Below are 17,132 nucleotides of genomic sequence, written 5' to 3'. Positions count from 1 at the left end.
AGCCCTCGCGGCGGCGGCCGGGCTCGCCCCCTCGAGCGGGCGGATGCCGCTCTCCGGTCGTGCTAGACCGCGCCTCCTCCTATGCCCATCGCAACGCCTGCCAGCTCCGATCTGATCCGACGCACGTTCCTCGAGTTCTTCGCCCAGCGCGGGCACGAGGTCGTCCCGAGCGCGCCGCTCCTGCCGCAGAACGATCCGACGCTGATGTTCGTGAACGCGGGTATGGTGCCGTTCAAGGACGTCTTCACGGGCAAGGACAAGCGCCCCTACCAGCGCGCCGCCTCGAGCCAGAAGTGCATCCGGATCAGCGGCAAGCACAACGACCTTGAGAACGTCGGCGTGACCGCGCGCCATCAGACGTTCTTCGAGATGCTCGGCAACTTCAGCTTTGGGGACTACTTCAAGGAAGACGCGATCGCCTTCGCGTGGGAGCTCCTGACCAAGGTTTACGACGTCCCCCCGTCGCGGCTCGTGGTCACCATCTACAACGGCGAGGGGGGCTTTCCGGCCGACGACGAGGCCGCGGCGATCTGGCGCAAGGTCACCGGCTTCGGCGACGATCGGATCCTGCGGCTGGGCCTCGCCGACAACTTCTGGACGATGGGCGACGTCGGCCCGTGCGGCCCCTGCTCGGAGATCCACTTCTTCCACGGGAACGAGCCCGACGTCTCGCGCTTCGGCGAGGAGCCGCGCATCGACGGCACGGGCTGGACCGAGATCTGGAACAACGTGTTCATGCAGTACGAGCGCGCCGAGAAGGACGGCCCGCTCGTGCCGCTGCCGGCGCCGAGCATCGACACCGGCATGGGCCTGGAGCGGATCGCGAGCGTGCTCCAGGGCGTGACGGCGAACTACGACACCGACCTGCTCCGGGGGCTCGTCGACAAGGCCGCGGAGCTCAGCGGCAAGCCGTACACCGGCGGGAGCGCCGACGACGACGTGTCGATGCGGGTCATCGCCGATCACGCGCGGACGACCGCGTTCCTGATCGCCGAGGGCGTGATGCCCGAGCGGCAGCGGCGCGAGTACGTGCTCCGCCGGGTGATGCGCCGCGCGATCCGCCACGGGCACCGGCTCGGGATCGATCGGCCGTTCTTGCACGAGGTCGCGCTCGAGGTGGTCCGCCGGATGGGCGAGACGTACCCGGAGCTGCGCGATCGGCGCGAGCTCATCGCCCGCGTCACCGAGGACGAGGAGATCCGCTTCCGCTCCACGCTGAAGCGCGGGATGAAGATCCTGGACGAGCGCTTCGACGAGATGCGCTCGTCGGGCGAGAGGACGCTCCCGGCCGCCGCGGCGGCCGATCTCTACACCACCTACGGATTCCCGCTGGATCTGACGCAGGTCATCTGCGCCGAGTCGAACTTCGACGTCGACGTCCAGGGGGCCGAGGCGGTCATCCGCGGCGCCGCCGAGGCGGACGGCCCGATCGATCCGAACGCCGCCGTGGACGCCGCGCACCGCGAGGCGCGCGCGAAGCTCGCGCAGCCGGTGGTCTTCACGGGCTACGAGCGCGAGGAGGGCGACAGCGAGATCGCCGCGATCCTCCGGGTGGAGGTGCAGGGCGAGGGCGACCGGGCGCGCAAGGTGCGGACGCTGGTGGAGCGCGCGGAGGCGGGGGAAGCGGTCGAGATCGTCGTCCGCGAGACGCCGTTCTACGCCGAGTCGGGCGGCCAGGTCGGCGACAGCGGCGAGCTGACGGCGGACGGGGCGCGCGTGGAGGTGAAGGACGCGCAGAAGCCGGTCGCGGGGCTCGTCGTGCACGAGGGCGTGGTCCGCGAGGGGGCGATCGCGGTGGGCCAGCGCGTCCACCTCGAGGTGGACCACGCGGCGCGGTCGGCGACGCGCCGCAACCACTCGGCCACGCACGTGCTGCACTGGGCGCTGCGCAAGGTGCTCGGGGAGCACGCGCAGCAGAAGGGCTCGCGGGTCGGCCCGGACATCCTCCGCTTCGACTTCACGCACAACCGGCCCCTCACCCGCGAGGAGATCGCGCGGATCGAGGACCTCGTGAACGAGAAGGTCCTCACGAACGCGAAGGTGACGACCGAGATCCTGCCGATGGACGAGGCGCGGCGGCGGGGCGCGATGGCGATCTTCGAGGAGAAATACGGCGACACCGTGCGGATGCTCACGATGACGCCCGAGGTGGTGGAGCTCTGCGGCGGCACGCACGCGCGCGCGCTCGGCGACATCGGGCTGTTCAAGATCACGAGCGAGGGCGGCGTGGCCGCGGGGGTGCGCCGGATCCTCGCGTCGACGGGGCTGAACGCGCTCGCGTACGCCCGGGGCGTCGAGGCCGAGCTCGCGCGGGCGCGGCAGGTCGCGAAGGCGCAGGGCGGCGATCTGGCCGAGAAGATCGGGAAGATCGTGGCGCACGAGCGGGAGCTCGAGAAGAAGGTCGCGGACCTCGAGCGGCGGATCCTGGAGGGCGCCGGCCCCGCGCAGGGCGGGGGCGGCGGCGGCATCGACGCGATGCTGGAGGGCGCGCGGGAGATCGGCGGGATCAAGGTGCTCGCGCGCCGGGTGCCGGACGGCACCAACCCGGGCGCGCTGCGCGACCTGGCGGAGAAGCTGCGCGACAAGCTCGGCGATCGCGCGGCGGTGCTGCTCGGCGCGGCGGTGGGCGACAAGGCGCAGCTCGCCGTGATGGTCTCCAAGCCGGCGACCGAGCGGCTCAAGGCCGGGGAGCTGATCAAGCCGATCGCCCGCATCGTGGGCGGCTCCGGCGGCGGGCGCCCCGACATGGCGCAGGCCGGCGGGACCGACGTCGCGCAGCTCGACGCGGCGATCGCCGCGACGTACGTCGAGGTCGAGCGGGCGCTCACCTCGTAGCTCGTAGCGCGCGGCGCGCGGCGGCGCGCGAAGAGCCCCCGCCGGCGCCCTCCCCCTGGCGAGGGCGCCGCGCGAGGAGCCCTCGCCAGGGCGGTGGCCCAAGTGGCCCCGGAGCGATTCTCATGAAGGCGGGAAGACAGGAAGATCATTGATCTTTTCTTCCCGCCTTCCCGCCTTCATGTTCAAATCCGGCCATCACCCTCGCGAGGGGGGAGGCGAGGGCGGCGCGCCCGGGGGAGGGGGGCGCCGCCGCGATCAGGAGTCACGCCATTTGGTGCGGGCGAGCGGGAGGAGCGTTGAGGCTTTCCCGCGCTTGCCGTGGCGCGTCGGCAGGCGCACGGGCTCGCCCGGGGCGGGCGCCGGCGGCCGCGCGCCGCGGGCGTGGGCGCCGATGGTCGCGCGCACGATCGGCGGCAGGAACACGGACTCCAGGTCCACGCGCGCGAGCGCGGCCGCGACCGTGGCGATGCGATCGGGCAGCGACGCATTGGCGTCGACCAGGATGACCCGGCGGCCGAGCACGGTGCAGAGCCCGCCCCGCGGATTGCGCGCGTCCGACAGGTGCGGATCGAACGCTTCCATCCGGACGGCGATGCCGACCCGGTTGGCCGCCAGGGTGAGCTCATCGAGAAGCCGCGAAAGCTCCACCCACGCAGCGTAACCCCCTTATCCGGCAGATGGCAAAGCGCAAAAGCGATGTTGCCGCCGCTCTGTTGTCGCCGCGCCGCGCCGGCGGCGCGGTGTCGCGGTCGCGCCGGCGGCGCGGTGTCGCCGGGGCGCGCCGCGCCGCGGCGCGGCGGCGGCGCCCTGGCCGGGAGGGCTCTCCCGCTCTCGGCGCGCCTCATTCCCGTCCTCGGCGCGCTCCTGCTCTCGCGCTGGCCGGCGTGGCGCGCCACGTCCAATCGCGTTCTCCATCATCGCAGCTCGCGCCGCGGCCGCGCGGGAGCCGCCGCGCCCCGCGACGAGCGCTAAGCCCATCTCCCGCTCCCATATCCCGTGCTCCGGACTGGCCGACAGCCGCTCACGGGCGACATCGATGCTCGCGCGCGGCCCGCGCCCCGCGCCGGCCGCGCTCTCGCCCGCGCCGCACGCCCGCTTCCGCGCGGCAGGCGCGGGCTTCGCGCCGGCCGCGCCCTGGTTCCAGCCCCAGAGGTCGTCCAGCGGCTTATCTTGAGCCAGATCGCGCGGCCCGTTGACCGCGGCGCTCGAGCATGCTACGAGCAGGCCGTTCCGCGCGTCGTGGCCGAGTGGGAGCGAATGTGCGTTTCCCGGCTGCGGTGGGGTATCCCGCGCGCTTCGTCAGCCACTGTGGACGGGGCGGCCGCGATGGGGACGACGAGGGCGCCCGCCGGGCGGCGCGCCCCGAAGGGCGAACAAAATGACGTTCACGGATGCAGCCGCCGAGGTGCTTCGCCTCATCGGTAGACCGCTTCACTATAAAGAGATCACCGATATCGCGATCGAGAAGAACCTCCTTAGCCACGTTGGCAAGAGCCCAGAGGTCACGATGGGCGCCCGCCTGGCGGCGACGCTGAAGAAGGACACGGCGGACAACCCCCTGGTGCGGGTGAAGCCGGGCGTCTTCGCGCTGCGCGAGTGGGACGAGAAGACGATCAAGTCCGGGCTCGACGGGAAGAAGGGGAAGCGCGGCGGGAAGCCCGAGGCGGCCAAGGCGCGCAAGGACGAGGAGCAGCCCACCCTGTTCGAGACGGCCGCGGACGACGAGGCGGTGGAAGAGAGCGACTCGGGGGCTCTCGCGGCCGAGCCCGAGGTGGAGGCCGAGGCGGCCGACGTCGAGACCGAGGCCGCGGGCGAGGCGGCGCAGGCCGCGCCCGCGCTCGACGACGAGGAGGACGAGGACGAGGCGCTCGTCGCCGCGCCCGCCGCCGCCGCGATGAACGGGGTGGAGATCCCGGCAGCGCGCGAGCCCGTGCCGCCTCCGGCGCCCTCGTCCCCGCGGGCCGCCGGCGCGTACCTCGACGAGGAGGACGGCGAGCTCGAAGACGCCGAGCCGCCGGGCCCGGACGAGGCGATGCGGGCGGAGGCCGTCGCCGGCGCCGCGGAGCTCTTCGACGAGGAGGACGACGACGATCAGCCGATCCTCGGCGGTGAGGACCGCGCCACCCCCGGCTCGTCGGGCGAGCAGGGCGAGGGCCGCCGCCGCCGCCGGCGCCGTCGGCGCGGCCGCGGGACCGCGGAGGCCAGCGCGAGCCCCGGTGGGCTGCCTTCTTATGTCGCGACGCCGGTGTTCGAGGCGCGCCGCGAGAACGGCCGCGAGCCGCCGCGCTCCGACCGGACCGAGCGCTCCGACCGGACCGAGCGCTCCGACCGGACCGAGCGCTCTGACCGGACCGAGCGCTTCGACCGCGTCGAGCGCGTCGAGCGCGTCGAGCGCGCCGAGGGCTTCGGCGCCGAGCCGGTCTACCGCGGCCCGCAGGTGATCGAGCTCACGGGCGGTGAGGGGCACGCGCTCGACGACCTGGCCGGCCGCGATCTGGCCGACGCCGTCGCGGGCATCCTCTCGACCTTCGATCGGAACGCGGGCGCGGTGTCGCTCCGGCAGATCGCGGAGACGGCGCAGCGCCGCGGCCGGCTCGCCGGGGACGTGCAGCTCGTGCAGTCCCAGGTCGCGGCCGCCGTGCGCGCCGACAACGCGCGCCGCACCGCCGCGGGGCAGCGGCCCCGCTTCCGCTTCGCCGGCGGCCGGATCGCGCTGACCGACTGGCTGCTCCCGGGCGACCTGGCGCGGCTGGAGCAGGAGGCGCTCGCCGCCGTGGAGCGCTACCGCGACGCCGCGCGGCGCGCCTTCGCGCGCAAGCTCTCGGAGCTCCCGGGCCACGCCTTCGTCGAGATCTGTGTCCTCGCCCTCGAGCGCATCGGCCTCGGCCAGCTGCGCGCGGTGCGCCGCGCCGGGGCGCCGGGCGGCGAGAGCCACTTCTCCGGGGCGCTCCGCACGGCGGGCGACGAGATCAAGCTGGCGCTGGTCATCCGGCGGGACGGCCGCGAGGTCGGCCGCGAGCGGGTCACCGAGCTGCGCGGCTCGCTCCACCACTACGGTCCGGCGACCGCCGGCTGGATCCTGACCGCCGGTCAGATGCTCTCCGGCGCGCGCGAGGAGGCCGCGATCCCCGGGACCGCGCCCATCTCCCTCTTCGACGGGCTGGCGGTGGCTCGCGTCTGCGAGGACAACGACGTCGCCGTCCTCCGCGCCCGCCTGCCGGTCGCGATCCCGGACGTCGATCTGCTCGAGGCGCTCCGGGCGTCCTGATCTCGGCCGCGCGTCTCCGGCCGGGGCTCGCTCCGGCCGGGCGCGCGGCGCCCCTCTTCGGCTCCCTCGCCGCTTCCGCGGTTGACGGGCTCCGCGATCCTTGTCAGCGTCCGCGCCCATGCGCCATCGCGCGATCGCCTGGGCCGCGACCCTCGCCGTGCTCGTGACCGGCTGTGCCGCCGTGGATCCGCCGCCATCCCGGTTCCCGACCGCCGACGCGGCGCTCGCCCGGATGAAGGACACGTATGCCTGCGTGAACGGCGTCCAGGGCACCGCCAAGATCGACCACTTCTCGCGTCAGGGGAGGATCCGCGGTGACGTGTACATCCTGGCGGTCAATCCCGATCGGGTCCGCTTCGATGTGGTGAGCCCCTTCGGCGCGACGCTCTACACGCTCACGTCGAATGGCACCCTGTTCCAGATGCTCGATGTCGGGGAGAAGCAGCTTTTGCATGGGCCCGCGAGCGCGTGCAACCTGGCGCGGCTCACCCAGGTGCCCATCCCCGGGCACGCGCTCGTCTCGCTCCTCCGCGGCGAGGCGCCCGTGCTCGCCCACGAGCCGCACGGCGCCTCGATCGCCTGGGACGGCGACGGCTTCTACCGAGTGCTGATCCAGAGCACCCGCGACGCGATGGAGGAGATCCACCTCGAGCCGCGCCCGGACGACTGGCGCCTGCCGTGGAGCCAGCAGCGCTTGCGCGTCCGGCAGGTCCGGGTCGCGCAGCGGGGGATGGACCTCTATCACGCCGAGCTCAGCAATCACGGGGTCATCCGCACCGCGCCGCCGCGCGTCGACCCGGAGGGGATCGACGATCCGATCCCGCCGAGCGGCGGCGCCTGCGAGGCCGAGGTCCCCCGCTCGATCCGCATGCGGGTGCCCAACACGGAGGACGACGTCATCTTTCAATACAAGGAGGCGAAGTGGAATCCGCCTCTCCTCTCCGGGGCGTTCACCCAGCCGATCCCCGGCGGCGTCGTCCGCCGTTATGTCGACTGCCAGGACTGAGTCCGCGCGCTCAGGCGGTCCCTGAGGGAGCCACAAACCAACTGCGCACCTCGCGGGGGCGCCGGCCGCCGGCCTGCTGTGCTCGCCAGACGGCATGGACGCCGCTCGCTCGAACGTCTAGATCTGCCCAATTCACCTCGCCTCGGCGGGAGGAGTCGGCGATGGACGTCGAGCCGGGAACGATCGTCGGCGAAAAGTACCGCCTGGAGAAGCCGCTCTCGCGCGGGGGGATGGGCTCCGTGTGGGCGGCGCGGCACGTCCAGCTGGGCGCGCCGGTGGCGATCAAGTTCATGGACCCGGAGCACGCGGCCTCGCCCGAGTTCCGCGCGCGCTTCTACCGCGAGGCGCGCACCGCGGCGAACCTCGAGAGCCCGCACGTGGTGAGCGTGCAGGACTACGGGATCCAGGGGAGCGTCCCGTACCTCGTCATGGAGCTGCTCCGGGGCGAGGACCTCAGCCGCCGCCTGCGGCGGGTCCGCCGCATCCCCCTCGCGGACGCGGCGCGCATCGCCGTCCAGACCGGCAAGGCGCTGCGCCGCGCGCACGAGTCCGGGCTCGTCCACCGCGACCTCAAGCCTGGCAATCTGTTCCTCGCGCGCGTCGACGACGACGAGGAGATCGTCAAGGTCCTCGACTTCGGCATCGCCAAGCAGCTCGCGGGCAAGCTCCTCAGCGGCGAGACCACGAAGACCGGCGAGCTCCTGGGCTCGCCGTTCTACATGAGCCCGGAGCAGGCGCGCGGCGACAAGGACCTCGACGCGCGCAGCGATCTCTGGTCGCTCGGGGTCATCCTCTTCCGCGCGGTCACGGGCAAGCTCCCGTTCGAGGGCGACGTGCTCGGCGCCGTCCTGTCGCGGATCCTCGTCGAGCCGATCCCGCTGGCGACGCAGCTCGCGAGCGATCTGCCCGCCGAGCTCGACGGGTTCTTCCTGCGCGCGCTCTCGCGCGAGAGGTCCCAGCGGTTCCAGTCGGCGCAGGAGATGGCGCACGCCTTCGTGGCGGCCGCGGGCGACCTCGGCATCCCGCTGCCCGCGCCCTCCGTGCCGCGGCCCCCGCCCGCCGCGTCGCGCACGGGGACGCTGCTCGGGCTGTCGCCGGCCGGCGCCGCCGAGGTCTCGGGGCCGGGCGACGTCGGCGCGCTCTCGTGGTCCGAGGGGTCCGAGGATCGGGGCGCGGCCCCGCGGGAGGACGCGCTCACGCCGCTGCCCGATCCGTCCCAGCCCGGCACGCTCACGGCCGCCGCGGCCGGCGAGGTCCGCGACGCCCGCAGGCCGCGCGCGAGCGCGACGCGGCGCTGGCTGCTGGCGTGCGGCGCGCTCTTCGTGCTCAGCGGGACGGCCGCGCTCACGGCGCTGCGCCCCGTCGGCCAGGAGGGTGCTGGCGCCGTGGTCGCGCCGGTCGAGCCCGCGCTTGTCGCGCCCGCGCCGGCGATCACGGCCCCGCCGGTGGAGGTCGCCCGCGCGTCGACGCCCGTGGCGGATCGCCTGCTCGTCCCCGAGAGCGCGCCGGCCGTGGACACGGCGCCGCCCTCGCCGGCGCCCTCGGGCACGGCGGCGCCAGCGGCGTCCGCGGCGCGGAAGGACCCGCCGGCGCGCTCGGCGCCGCGTCGGGCGCCGCACCGGGCGCGCGAGATCGTCGACCCCTGGCAGCGACGGTAGCCGCCGCCATCGCCCGAGGCGCCGCGCGCCCGCGGCCAGCCGCGCCCGAGGGCGCCGGTCCGGCCGCGAGCGGCGTCGCCGGTCACGCGAGCGCTTCGCGGATGCGGCGCGGCACGTCGGTGATCAGCCCGTCGACGCCGAGCGCGGCGAGGTCCCGCGCTTCCCGCGGGTCGTTCACGGTCCACACGTTGATCACGCGCCCCTGCCGCTTCAGCAGCGCGATGCGCTCGGGCGACGCGATCGTCCGCTCGATGTGCGCGGCGAGCGCCCCGAGCGCCGGCGCGAGGCGCACGGCCGTGTCGTGGTAGCGGCTCCGGTGCACGAGGAGCGCGCGCGGGACGGCGGGCGCCATGACCCCGAAGGAGGCCAGCATGACCGGATCGAACGACGAGACGAGCACCGCGTGGCGGGGATCCCAGGCGCGCAAGAGGCGCGCGGTCGCGAGCACGACGGCGGCGCGGTCGGGCACGTCCCGCTTCATCTCGATGTTGACCACGAGCCGCCGCCCGCGCGCGAACGCGAGCACCTCGGAGACGAGCGGCACCCGCTCGCCGCCGAGGTCGACCTGCCGCAGCTCGTCCCAGCGGAGCGCCGCGGCGGCGCGCGGGTCCGCGCCCTGGGTCACCCGCTCGAGGTCCGGGTCGTGCAGCGCCACGAGCTCGCCCGACCCGCACACCCGCACGTCGAGCTCGATCCCGTCGGCGCCCTGCGCGGCCGCCGCCTCGAAGGCGGCGAGGGTGTTCTCGGCGGGGGCGCCCTCGCCGCGCACGCCCCGGTGCCCGAAGAGGAGCGGCGCGCAAGGCCCGAGCGCGCCGGCCTCGCCCCGTGGCGCCGCCCGCCCCGCCGCGCGCGCGCTCCGGCGGAAGCGCTGCTCGGCCCAGGTCACCGCGCGGGCTCCTCGTTGAGCTCCTCCGCGATGGTGCGGGCCGCCTCGCGCGCGCGCTCGAGCGCGGAGAGCGGGAAGGACGCCGCGCCGACGGCCGGGTGCCCGCCCCCGTCGTAGCGGCGGCAGATCGGGGCGATGTCGCGATCGCGCGCGACGCCGCACCAGGGGTTGTAGCCGACCGAGAGCTTGTAGTGCTGCTTGTGCCGGGAGAGCGTGACCGAGTACACGCAGTCCGGGTACATCGCGTACGTCATGAACTTGCCGACCGCCTCGAGCGGCGCGTCGGAGAGATCGACCAGCACGACGCGGCCGAGCTTCCGCGCGCCGCGCTCGATGCGCGCGACGAAAGTCTGCCGCGAGAGGGAGAGCGGCCGCCAGAGCTCCTGGATGTCGGGCGCGCGCGCCACCTCGCTCACGGGCCGCTCGACGAGCCGGGGCACGACGGAGGCGAGGAAGGGCCCGTCGCCGTGGTGCTCGACGACCGACGCGAGCTGCATGATCGGCTCCTCGCGGCTCACGGCGGCCTCGGCCGAGGGGAAGCGCGCGGTGTCGATGAGGTCGGCCCAGCGGATGAGCTCATCGACGCCGGACATCTCGACGCCGAAGCGATCGCGGCTGACGTCCGCGATGAGCTTCGTGCACGAGCCGTAGGCGGCGTCGTAGAAGACGTGCGGCGCGTCGCCCACGGCCGTCCCGCGCGACGCGCCGGCGAGCGCCGCGTCGCGCTCGTCGTCCGAGCCGAACCCGGTGATGTGGTGGTCGAAGTACCACGTCAGCTTCTTCGTCGGCGTGTACCGGAAGTCGAGGATCGCGTTCTCGTCGCCGTCGAGCCACGAGGGCGGGATCATCGTCATGCCCGGGCCGTACCCGCAGGAGCGGTAGCGGAGCGCGAGCGGCTCGCCGGGGCGGAGCGCCTGCATCAAGCGGGTGAACAGCGCCGCGCTCGCCATGCCGTCGAAGCAGTGGCCGTGCGTCGCGACGACGATGTCCCTGGGCTTCATCGGGCGAGGGGGTAGCACGCCTCACGGCCGGCCGCTCGCGGGCCGAGCGTCGCGCGGCGGTTCTGATAGGCTCCGCGCCGTGCGGCGTGCCCTCGTTCCCCTCGCACTGCATCCGTTCAGGCCGGCGCGCCGCTTCGCCGCCGCGCCGCTCGTCGCGCTGCTCGCCGCGTCGGGCTGCGGCGGCGCCTCCGCGCCCCGCGCCGAGGTCCTGCAGCCGAGCCCTCCGCCGGCGCCGGCCCCCGCGCCCACGCGCGAGGTGCGGAACCCGCCGCCGCCGAGCGATGCGCCCGAGCCGGACCCGGAGGCGGCGCGGCTGTTCCTGAGCCGCGTGGGGCAGCAGCGGCCCGCGGCGAGCGCGCCGGCGCCGCGCGTGACCGCGCTCGCGCTCGCCAACACCGCGCGCGGCGAGGCGAGGGGGATGACGCCGCTCGGCGACGTCGTGTCGCTCGCGATCGGGGAGGGGGAGAGCAGCGCGATCCCGGTGCGCGTGGCGCCGGGGGAGTGCGCCGTGTTCATCGCGCAGGGCGGGCTCGGCGTGATCGAGGTCGATCTCTTCGTCACGAAGGGCGCGCCGCCGTCGCACGAGATCGTCGGACAGGACGCGGACAGCGGGCCGATCGCGGTGATCGGCGGCCGGGGCGCGTGCTTCACCTCGCCCGGAGGCGCGCCGTTCGCCGGGAGCCTGCACGCGCAGGTGCGGCGCGGCGCGGGCGTCGTGCTCGTGCAGGGCTACCGCGGCCCGCGCCCGCCCGCTCCCCCCGGCGCCGGGCCGCCCGGCGCGACCCCGCCCGACACGGCGCCGCCGAGCGCCGCGCCGCCGAGCGCGCCGCCCTCCAGCGCCGCGCCGCCCTCCAGCGCCGCGCCGCCGAACGCCGCGCCGCCGAGCGCCGCGCCGCCCTCCAGCGCCGCGCCGCCGAACGCCGCGCCGCCGAACGCCGCGCCGCCCTCCAGCGCCGCGCCGTCCTCCAGCGCCGCGCCGCCAGGCGCCGCGTCGCTCCGCGCCCCGCCCCGGTAGCGCCGCGGCGGCCCGGGCGCGCCGGGCGCGCTCCGCATTTTGCGCAACTCGGCCCGGGCGCCGGTCGACACGCCGCGTATGGCGTCGATCGAGATCCAGCCCGCAGATCCCTCCTACCCCGCGCCGCTCTGGGCCCTCGTGACCGAGACCGAGGCCGCGCCGCCGACGCTCTACCTGCGCGGCGCGCTCCCGTCGCGCCCCGGCATCGCGATCGTCGGCACGCGCGCCGCGAGCGACGACGCGCTCCGGTTCACCCGCGCGCTCGCCGCGTCGCTCGGCGAGGCGGGCTACTCGATCTGGTCGGGCGGCGCGCGCGGCGTCGACGCGGCCGCGCACGAGGGCGCGCTCGCGGCGCGCGCGCCGACCGTGGTCGTCAGCGGCGGCGGCCACGCGCGCCCCTACCCGCGGGAGCACGCGCCGCTCTTCGATCGCATCCTCGCCGCGGGCGGCGCGCTGCTCGCGCGCGTCCCCGACGACACGCCGCCGCTGCCGGGGCTGTTCCTCCAGCGCAACGCCGTGCTCGCCGCGCTCACCCTCGCGACCGTCGTGGTCGAGGCGGGCATCGAGAGCGGCGCCCGCTCCGCCGCCGCGGCGGCTCGCCGCCTCGGGCGCCACCTCTGCGTCGTCCCCCACGCCCCGTGGAGCCCGCGCGGCGTCGGCTGCGCGCTGGAGCTCGTCTCCGGCGCGCGCCCCGTGACGCGCGCGGCCGACGTGATCGACGTCCTCGGCGGGCCGGCGCCGCCGCCCCGCCGGCGGGCGCGGCGGTCGCCGCGCAACAGCCCGCCCGCCGCCGGCACCCTGCCGCTGCCGGACCCGGCCGTCGCCGCGCCGGCGAGCGCTCCGCCCGAGGAAACCGCGCAAATCCCGGCGATGAGCGCGGTCGAGCGCGCCGTTTTCGACGCCCTGGACGCCTGCCCGGCGCACGTGGACGAGGTCTGCGAGAGGACGGGGCTTCCGCCCAGGCGCGCCGTGGAGGCACTCTTGACGTTGACGCTCCAGGCCGTAGTAGTAGAGGGGCCCGCCGGGTTGTTTCGGCGGGCTCTTCGTTGAAGGGGCGCGCCGGCTCACCCTGCCCAGTGCGGTTCCGGGTGGCCGCCTCCTCGCGAGGGGGGCCTCCCTCGCACCGAAGGTCGCCCTTCAATCCTCTCACAAGCCCCGATCGCGTTGCTCAGAAGGTGGTGATGGCCAAGACGCTCGTCATCGTGGAGTCGCCGGCGAAGGCGAAGACCATCAAGAAGTATCTCGGCAACGGGTACGAGGTGTTCGCCTCGAAGGGCCACGTCAAGGATCTGCCCAAGAAGCAGAACGCCGTCGACGTGCAGAACGACTTCGCCGAGACCTACGAGGTCATCGAGGGCAAGGAGAAGGTCCTGGAGGAGCTCAAGTCCGCCGCGAAGAAGGCGGACGAGGTGCTCCTGGCGACCGACCCCGATCGCGAGGGAGAGGCGATCGCGTTCCACATCTCGGAGGAAATCAAGAACCCGAAGCTCAAGGTGGCGCGGGTGGAGTTCCACGAGATCACGAAGAAGGGGGTCGACCACGGCGTCCACAACCCCCGCAAGCTCGACGAGAACCTCTACGACGCCCAGCGGGCGCGGCGCGTGCTCGATCGCATCGTCGGCTACGACGTCTCGGCGCTCGTCTGGTCGAAGCTCGCGTTCGGCCTGTCGGCCGGGCGGGTGCAGTCGGTCGCGCTGCGGCTCATCGTCGACCGCGAGCGCGAGGTCGAGGCGTTCGTCCCGGAGGAGTACTGGAACATCGCGGTCGGCCTCACCGCGGCGAGCCCGCCGCAGCGCGCGCCGTTCGTCGCGAAGCTCGCCTCGGCCGACGGCAAGAAGCTCGAGGTGACGAACGGCGAGGTCGCCGCGAAGGTGCGCGCCGACCTCGAGACCGCCCGCTACCGGGTGGCGAAGGTCGTGCGGCGCGAGCAGAAGCGCAACCCGCCCGCGCCGTACACGACGTCGAAGCTCCAGCAGGACGCGACGAACTACCTGCACTTCGGCGCCAAGCGGACGATGCAGATCGCCCAGGCGCTCTACGAGGGCATCGACCTCAAGCGCGACGGCGGCCCGGTCGGCCTCATCACGTACATGCGTACCGACTCGACGCGCGTGAGCGACGACGCGGTCGCCGAGGTGCGCGGCGTGGTCGCGAAGCGGTACGGCAAGGAGTTCGTCCCCGAGCGCCCGAACGTCTTCAAGTCGAAGAAGAACGCGCAGGACGCGCACGAGGCGATCCGGCCGACGAGCGTCGAGATCCACCCGGACTCGATCAAGAAGCACCTCAAGGACGAGCAGTACAAGCTGTACAAGCTCATCTGGAACCGCTTCGTCGCCTCGCAGATGAACCCGGCGGTGTACGACCGCACGACGGTCGAGATCGACGTCGCGCCGACGGTCGCCGAGCCCGCGCACCGGAGCTACCTCGCCCGGGCGAGCGGGCGGATCCTGAAGTTCGCCGGCTGGCTGCAGGTCACGGAGGGCCAGCAGGAGTTCGCCGGCGAGGAGGAGAGCGCCGGCGCCGCGGCGGACGGCGGCGGCGGCGCGGCGGCGCCCGCCGAGGCGAGCGCCGTCGAGGCGGAGCGGGCGGCGCCGGGGCCGTCGGCCGAGGAGGACTCGGAGGCGCTCCTGCCCGACATGAAGGAGGGCGAGGCGCTCGCGGTGTCGCCGCCGGGCGTCGTCACCGACCAGAAGTTCACGCAGCCGCCGCCCCGCTACAACGAGGGCTCGCTGGTGCGCGAGCTGGAGAAGCGCGGCATCGGCCGCCCGTCGACGTACGCCGAGATCATCAGCAAGGTGCAGCAGCGCGCGTACGTGGAGAAGCGCGAGGGCGGCGCGTTCCAGCCGACGCTGCTCGGCAAGTTCGTGGTCGACGGCCTCGTCCGGTCGAACCTCGACATCATGGATCCGAACTTCACCGCGCAGATGGAGGAGGAGCTCGACGCGGTCGGCGCCGGCAACCTGAAGCGCGAGCAGCTGCTCAAGCGCTTCTACAAGAAGTTCCGGGAGCAGCTCGACAAGTCGAAGAAGCTCGCGCCGTGGAAGCCCGAGGCGGAGAAGACCGACATCGTCTGCGACGAGTGTGGGTCGATGATGCTCAAGAAGTGGGGCAAGAACGGCTGGTTCTTGAGCTGCGAGCGCTACCCGAAGTGCAAGGCCACCCGCGACCTGTCCGACGCGCGCGGGACCGCCGCCGTCCGCGAGACCGACATCTCGTGCGACAAGTGCGGGAAGCCGATGATCATCAAGACGGGGCGCTTCGGCGACTTCCTGTCGTGCACCGGGTACCCGGCCTGCAAGAACACGCGCCCGGTGCCGCTCGGCGTCGCGTGCCCGAGCTGCGGCGGCGATCTCATCGAGATCCGGCCCCGCAAGAAGGGCGGGCGCACCTTCTACGGCTGCTCGAACTGGAACGCCGAGCAGAAGTGCGACTTCAAGCTCTGGCAGAAGCCGGTGCCGGTCCCGTGCCCCCAGTGCGGCGCGAAGTTCGTCACCCGCACCGCCGGCAAGAAGGCGATGCTCGTCTGCGCGACCAAGGACTGCGGCTTCAAGCAGGAGATCGTCGAGGGCGAGGGGGAGGAGGGCGCCGCGGACGGGTCCGCCTCCCTCGACGCCGCGGCGATCGTCGCGAGCGCCGCGGCGGCGCCGGCCGATCGGCCCGAGCCGCCGAAGCCCGCGCCGGCCGACCGGCCCGAGGCCGCGCCCAAGGGGGCCGGCGCGCCGAAGGGGGAAGACGAAAAGCCCGCGCGGGCCGTGCGCGCCCGGCGCACGGCGAGCTAAGAAGGCCGCGAGACCTCCCACCCTGGTGAGCTGCACATGAACGGAGCGGAGAGCCCGCGCGACGAGGTCGTCGTCGTCGGAGGCGGCCTGGCCGGTTGCGAGGCGGCGTACCAGCTCGCCCAGCGCGGGCTGCGCGTGCGCCTCGTCGAGATGAAGCCGCACAAGCGCACGCCCGCGCAGACGAGCGATCGGATGGCCGAGCTCGTGTGCTCGAACTCGCTGCGCGGCGCGGCGCTGAGCAACGCGGTCGGGCTGCTCAAGGAAGAGCTCCGTCGCGTGGGCTCGCTCGCCCTGCGGTGCGCCGACGAGACCTCGGTGCCCGCCGGCGGCGCGCTGGCGGTCGATCGTGAGCGGTTCGCCGAGGCGATGACGCGGGCGATCGAGGCCCATCCTCGCATCGCCGTGGAGCGGCGGGAGGTGACGGAGATCCCGGCCGAGCGCCCGGTGATCCTCGCGACCGGTCCGCTCACGTCCGACGCCCTCGCGGCGAGCCTCGCCGCGGCCGTGGGCGCCGAGCACCTCGCCTACTACGACGCGATCGCGCCGATCGTCAGCGCCGACTCGATCGACTGGTCGCGCGTGTGGAAGCAGTCGCGCTACGGCAAGGGCGGCGCGGTCCGGGGCGAGCGCGCCGCGCCGGCGGAGGGCGCCGCGCGGCCCGAGCCGACGGCGCCGCCGCCGGAGGACGCGGCCGAGCGCCGCGACGACGCCGAGGCCGGCGACGAGGCGTACGTGAACTGCCCCTTCGACGAGGCGCAGTACAAGGCGTTCGTCCGGGCCCTCGTCGCGTCGGAGAAGGTGGAGGCCCGCGACTTCGAGGAGGTGCGCTACTTCGAGGGGTGCCTGCCGTGCGAGGTGATGGCCGCGCGCGGGGAGCAGACGCTCGCGTTCGGGCCGATGAAGCCGGTCGGGCTCACCGATCCGCGCACCGGCAGGCGGCCGTACGCGGTGCTCCAGCTGCGCCCGGAGGACGAGGCGGCGACGGCGTACAACCTGGTCGGCTTCCAGACGCGCATGAAGTACGCCGAGCAGCTCCGGGTGTTCCGGATGGTGCCCGGCCTCGAGGAGGCCGAGTTCCTCCGCATGGGCTCCGTGCACCGGAACACCTTCGTGGACGCGCCGGCGCTCCTCGGCCCGGCGATGGAGCTGCGCGCGCTGCCGGGCGTGCACCTCGCCGGCCAGATCTCGGGCGTGGAGGGCTACGTGGAGAGCGCCGCGGCCGGGTTCGTGTGCGCGATCCTCCTCGCGCAGCGGCTGCGGAACGAGCCGCTCCGGCCGCCGCCGCCCACGACGGCGCTCGGCGGCATCCTCACGCACCTCGGGCGGAAGCAGCCGTCGTCGTATCAGCCGTCGAACATCACCTGGGCGCACATCGCGCCGCTCGATCCCGCCCACGGCAAGCTGCGCAAGCGCGCCCGCTACGAGGCGATGGCCGAGCGCGCCCTCCGCGACCTCGACGCGTGGTGGGCCGCGGGCTGACGGGCGGCCTCGGCGGGCCGTGCCCACGCGCGTCCTGGCGAGCGCTCTGGAAGGCTGTAAGTCGGGAAGAACATTCAGGTTTCTTCCTGGCGGTCCGGCTCCCTGCGAGCGCTGACGCGCGGCGCGGGGGCCGCGCGGCGCACGGGCCGCGCGCCAATCGTGCGCGGGCTGCCTGCCGCGCGCGGGCTTGGGTAGCCTGGAGGTG

11 protein-coding genes are annotated in these 17,132 nt (G+C 74.4%); 8 read left to right on the top strand and 3 right to left on the bottom strand.

All coding sequences use genetic code 11. From position 1 onward, the window contains the following. Positions 1-81 precede the first annotated feature (81 nt). Positions 82-2,835, top strand: a complete 2,754-nt coding sequence (gene alaS / locus WMF26_RS31115) for an alanine--tRNA ligase (protein WP_437332003.1) — start codon at positions 82-84, stop codon at positions 2,833-2,835. Positions 2,836-3,090: 255 nt separating this feature from the next. On the opposite strand, the gene WMF26_RS31110 is transcribed toward alaS, so the two are convergent. Beyond that, complete coding sequence (locus tag WMF26_RS31110) at positions 3,091-3,483, bottom strand: hypothetical protein (RefSeq protein ID WP_061623019.1); 393 nt, start codon at positions 3,481-3,483, stop codon at positions 3,091-3,093. Positions 3,484-4,213: 730 nt separating this feature from the next. Here WMF26_RS31110 and WMF26_RS31105 point away from each other — a divergent pair. From WMF26_RS31105 to WMF26_RS31095, 3 genes are all read left to right on the top strand, one after another. Further along, the gene (locus WMF26_RS31105; RefSeq protein ID WP_437995646.1) at positions 4,214-6,103 is read left to right on the top strand and encodes an HTH domain-containing protein; all 1,890 of its coding nucleotides are present in this window, start codon (positions 4,214-4,216) and stop codon (positions 6,101-6,103) included. Positions 6,104-6,221: 118 nt separating this feature from the next. Next, positions 6,222-7,109: a LolA family protein gene (locus tag WMF26_RS31100; RefSeq protein ID WP_437995645.1), complete on the top strand. Its 888-nt coding sequence runs from the start codon at positions 6,222-6,224 to the stop codon at positions 7,107-7,109. A 161-nt stretch (positions 7,110-7,270) separates the two neighbouring features. Next, a complete protein-coding gene (locus WMF26_RS31095) occupies positions 7,271-8,767 on the top strand; it encodes a protein kinase domain-containing protein (RefSeq protein ID WP_437995644.1) in 1,497 nt (498 codons plus the stop codon). An 82-nt stretch (positions 8,768-8,849) separates the two neighbouring features. On the opposite strand, the gene WMF26_RS31090 is transcribed toward WMF26_RS31095, so the two are convergent. Then, on the bottom strand, positions 8,850-9,653 hold the full coding sequence (locus WMF26_RS31090; protein WP_437995643.1) for a glycerophosphodiester phosphodiesterase: 804 nt from the start codon (positions 9,651-9,653) through the stop codon (positions 8,850-8,852). Next, complete coding sequence (locus WMF26_RS31085) at positions 9,650-10,654, bottom strand: hypothetical protein (RefSeq protein ID WP_437331997.1); 1,005 nt, start codon at positions 10,652-10,654, stop codon at positions 9,650-9,652. Before WMF26_RS31085 ends, WMF26_RS31090 begins: the two co-directional genes overlap by 4 nt. A 79-nt stretch (positions 10,655-10,733) precedes the next feature. Here WMF26_RS31085 and WMF26_RS31080 point away from each other — a divergent pair, with 79 nt between their 5' ends. The 4 genes from WMF26_RS31080 (at position 10,734) to trmFO (ending at position 16,927) form a co-directional block, all read left to right on the top strand. After that, the gene (locus tag WMF26_RS31080) at positions 10,734-11,669 is read left to right on the top strand and encodes a hypothetical protein (RefSeq protein ID WP_437995642.1); all 936 of its coding nucleotides are present in this window, start codon (positions 10,734-10,736) and stop codon (positions 11,667-11,669) included. A gap of 78 nt (positions 11,670-11,747) precedes the next feature. Then, a complete protein-coding gene (locus WMF26_RS31075; RefSeq protein ID WP_437949811.1) occupies positions 11,748-12,719 on the top strand; it encodes a DNA-processing protein DprA in 972 nt (323 codons plus the stop codon). 131 nt (positions 12,720-12,850) lie between these two features. Then, positions 12,851-15,448, top strand: coding sequence for a type I DNA topoisomerase (topA, locus tag WMF26_RS31070; RefSeq protein WP_437995641.1), 2,598 nt, complete (start codon positions 12,851-12,853; stop codon positions 15,446-15,448). Between the two features lie 36 nt (positions 15,449-15,484). Further along, positions 15,485-16,927 (top strand): methylenetetrahydrofolate--tRNA-(uracil(54)-C(5))-methyltransferase (FADH(2)-oxidizing) TrmFO, encoded by a 1,443-nt coding sequence (gene trmFO, locus WMF26_RS31065; RefSeq protein WP_437995640.1) that lies wholly within the window; start codon positions 15,485-15,487, stop codon positions 16,925-16,927. Positions 16,928-17,132: the final 205 nt, after the last annotated feature.

The organism is Sorangium sp. So ce185, from assembly GCF_051526825.1.
In the GTDB taxonomy this organism is placed as follows: domain Bacteria; phylum Myxococcota_A; class Polyangia; order Polyangiales; family Polyangiaceae; genus Sorangium; species Sorangium cellulosum_D.
The sequence above is the reverse complement of the archived record's forward strand: the minus strand, read 5'-3'. Positions and strand labels throughout refer to the sequence as shown.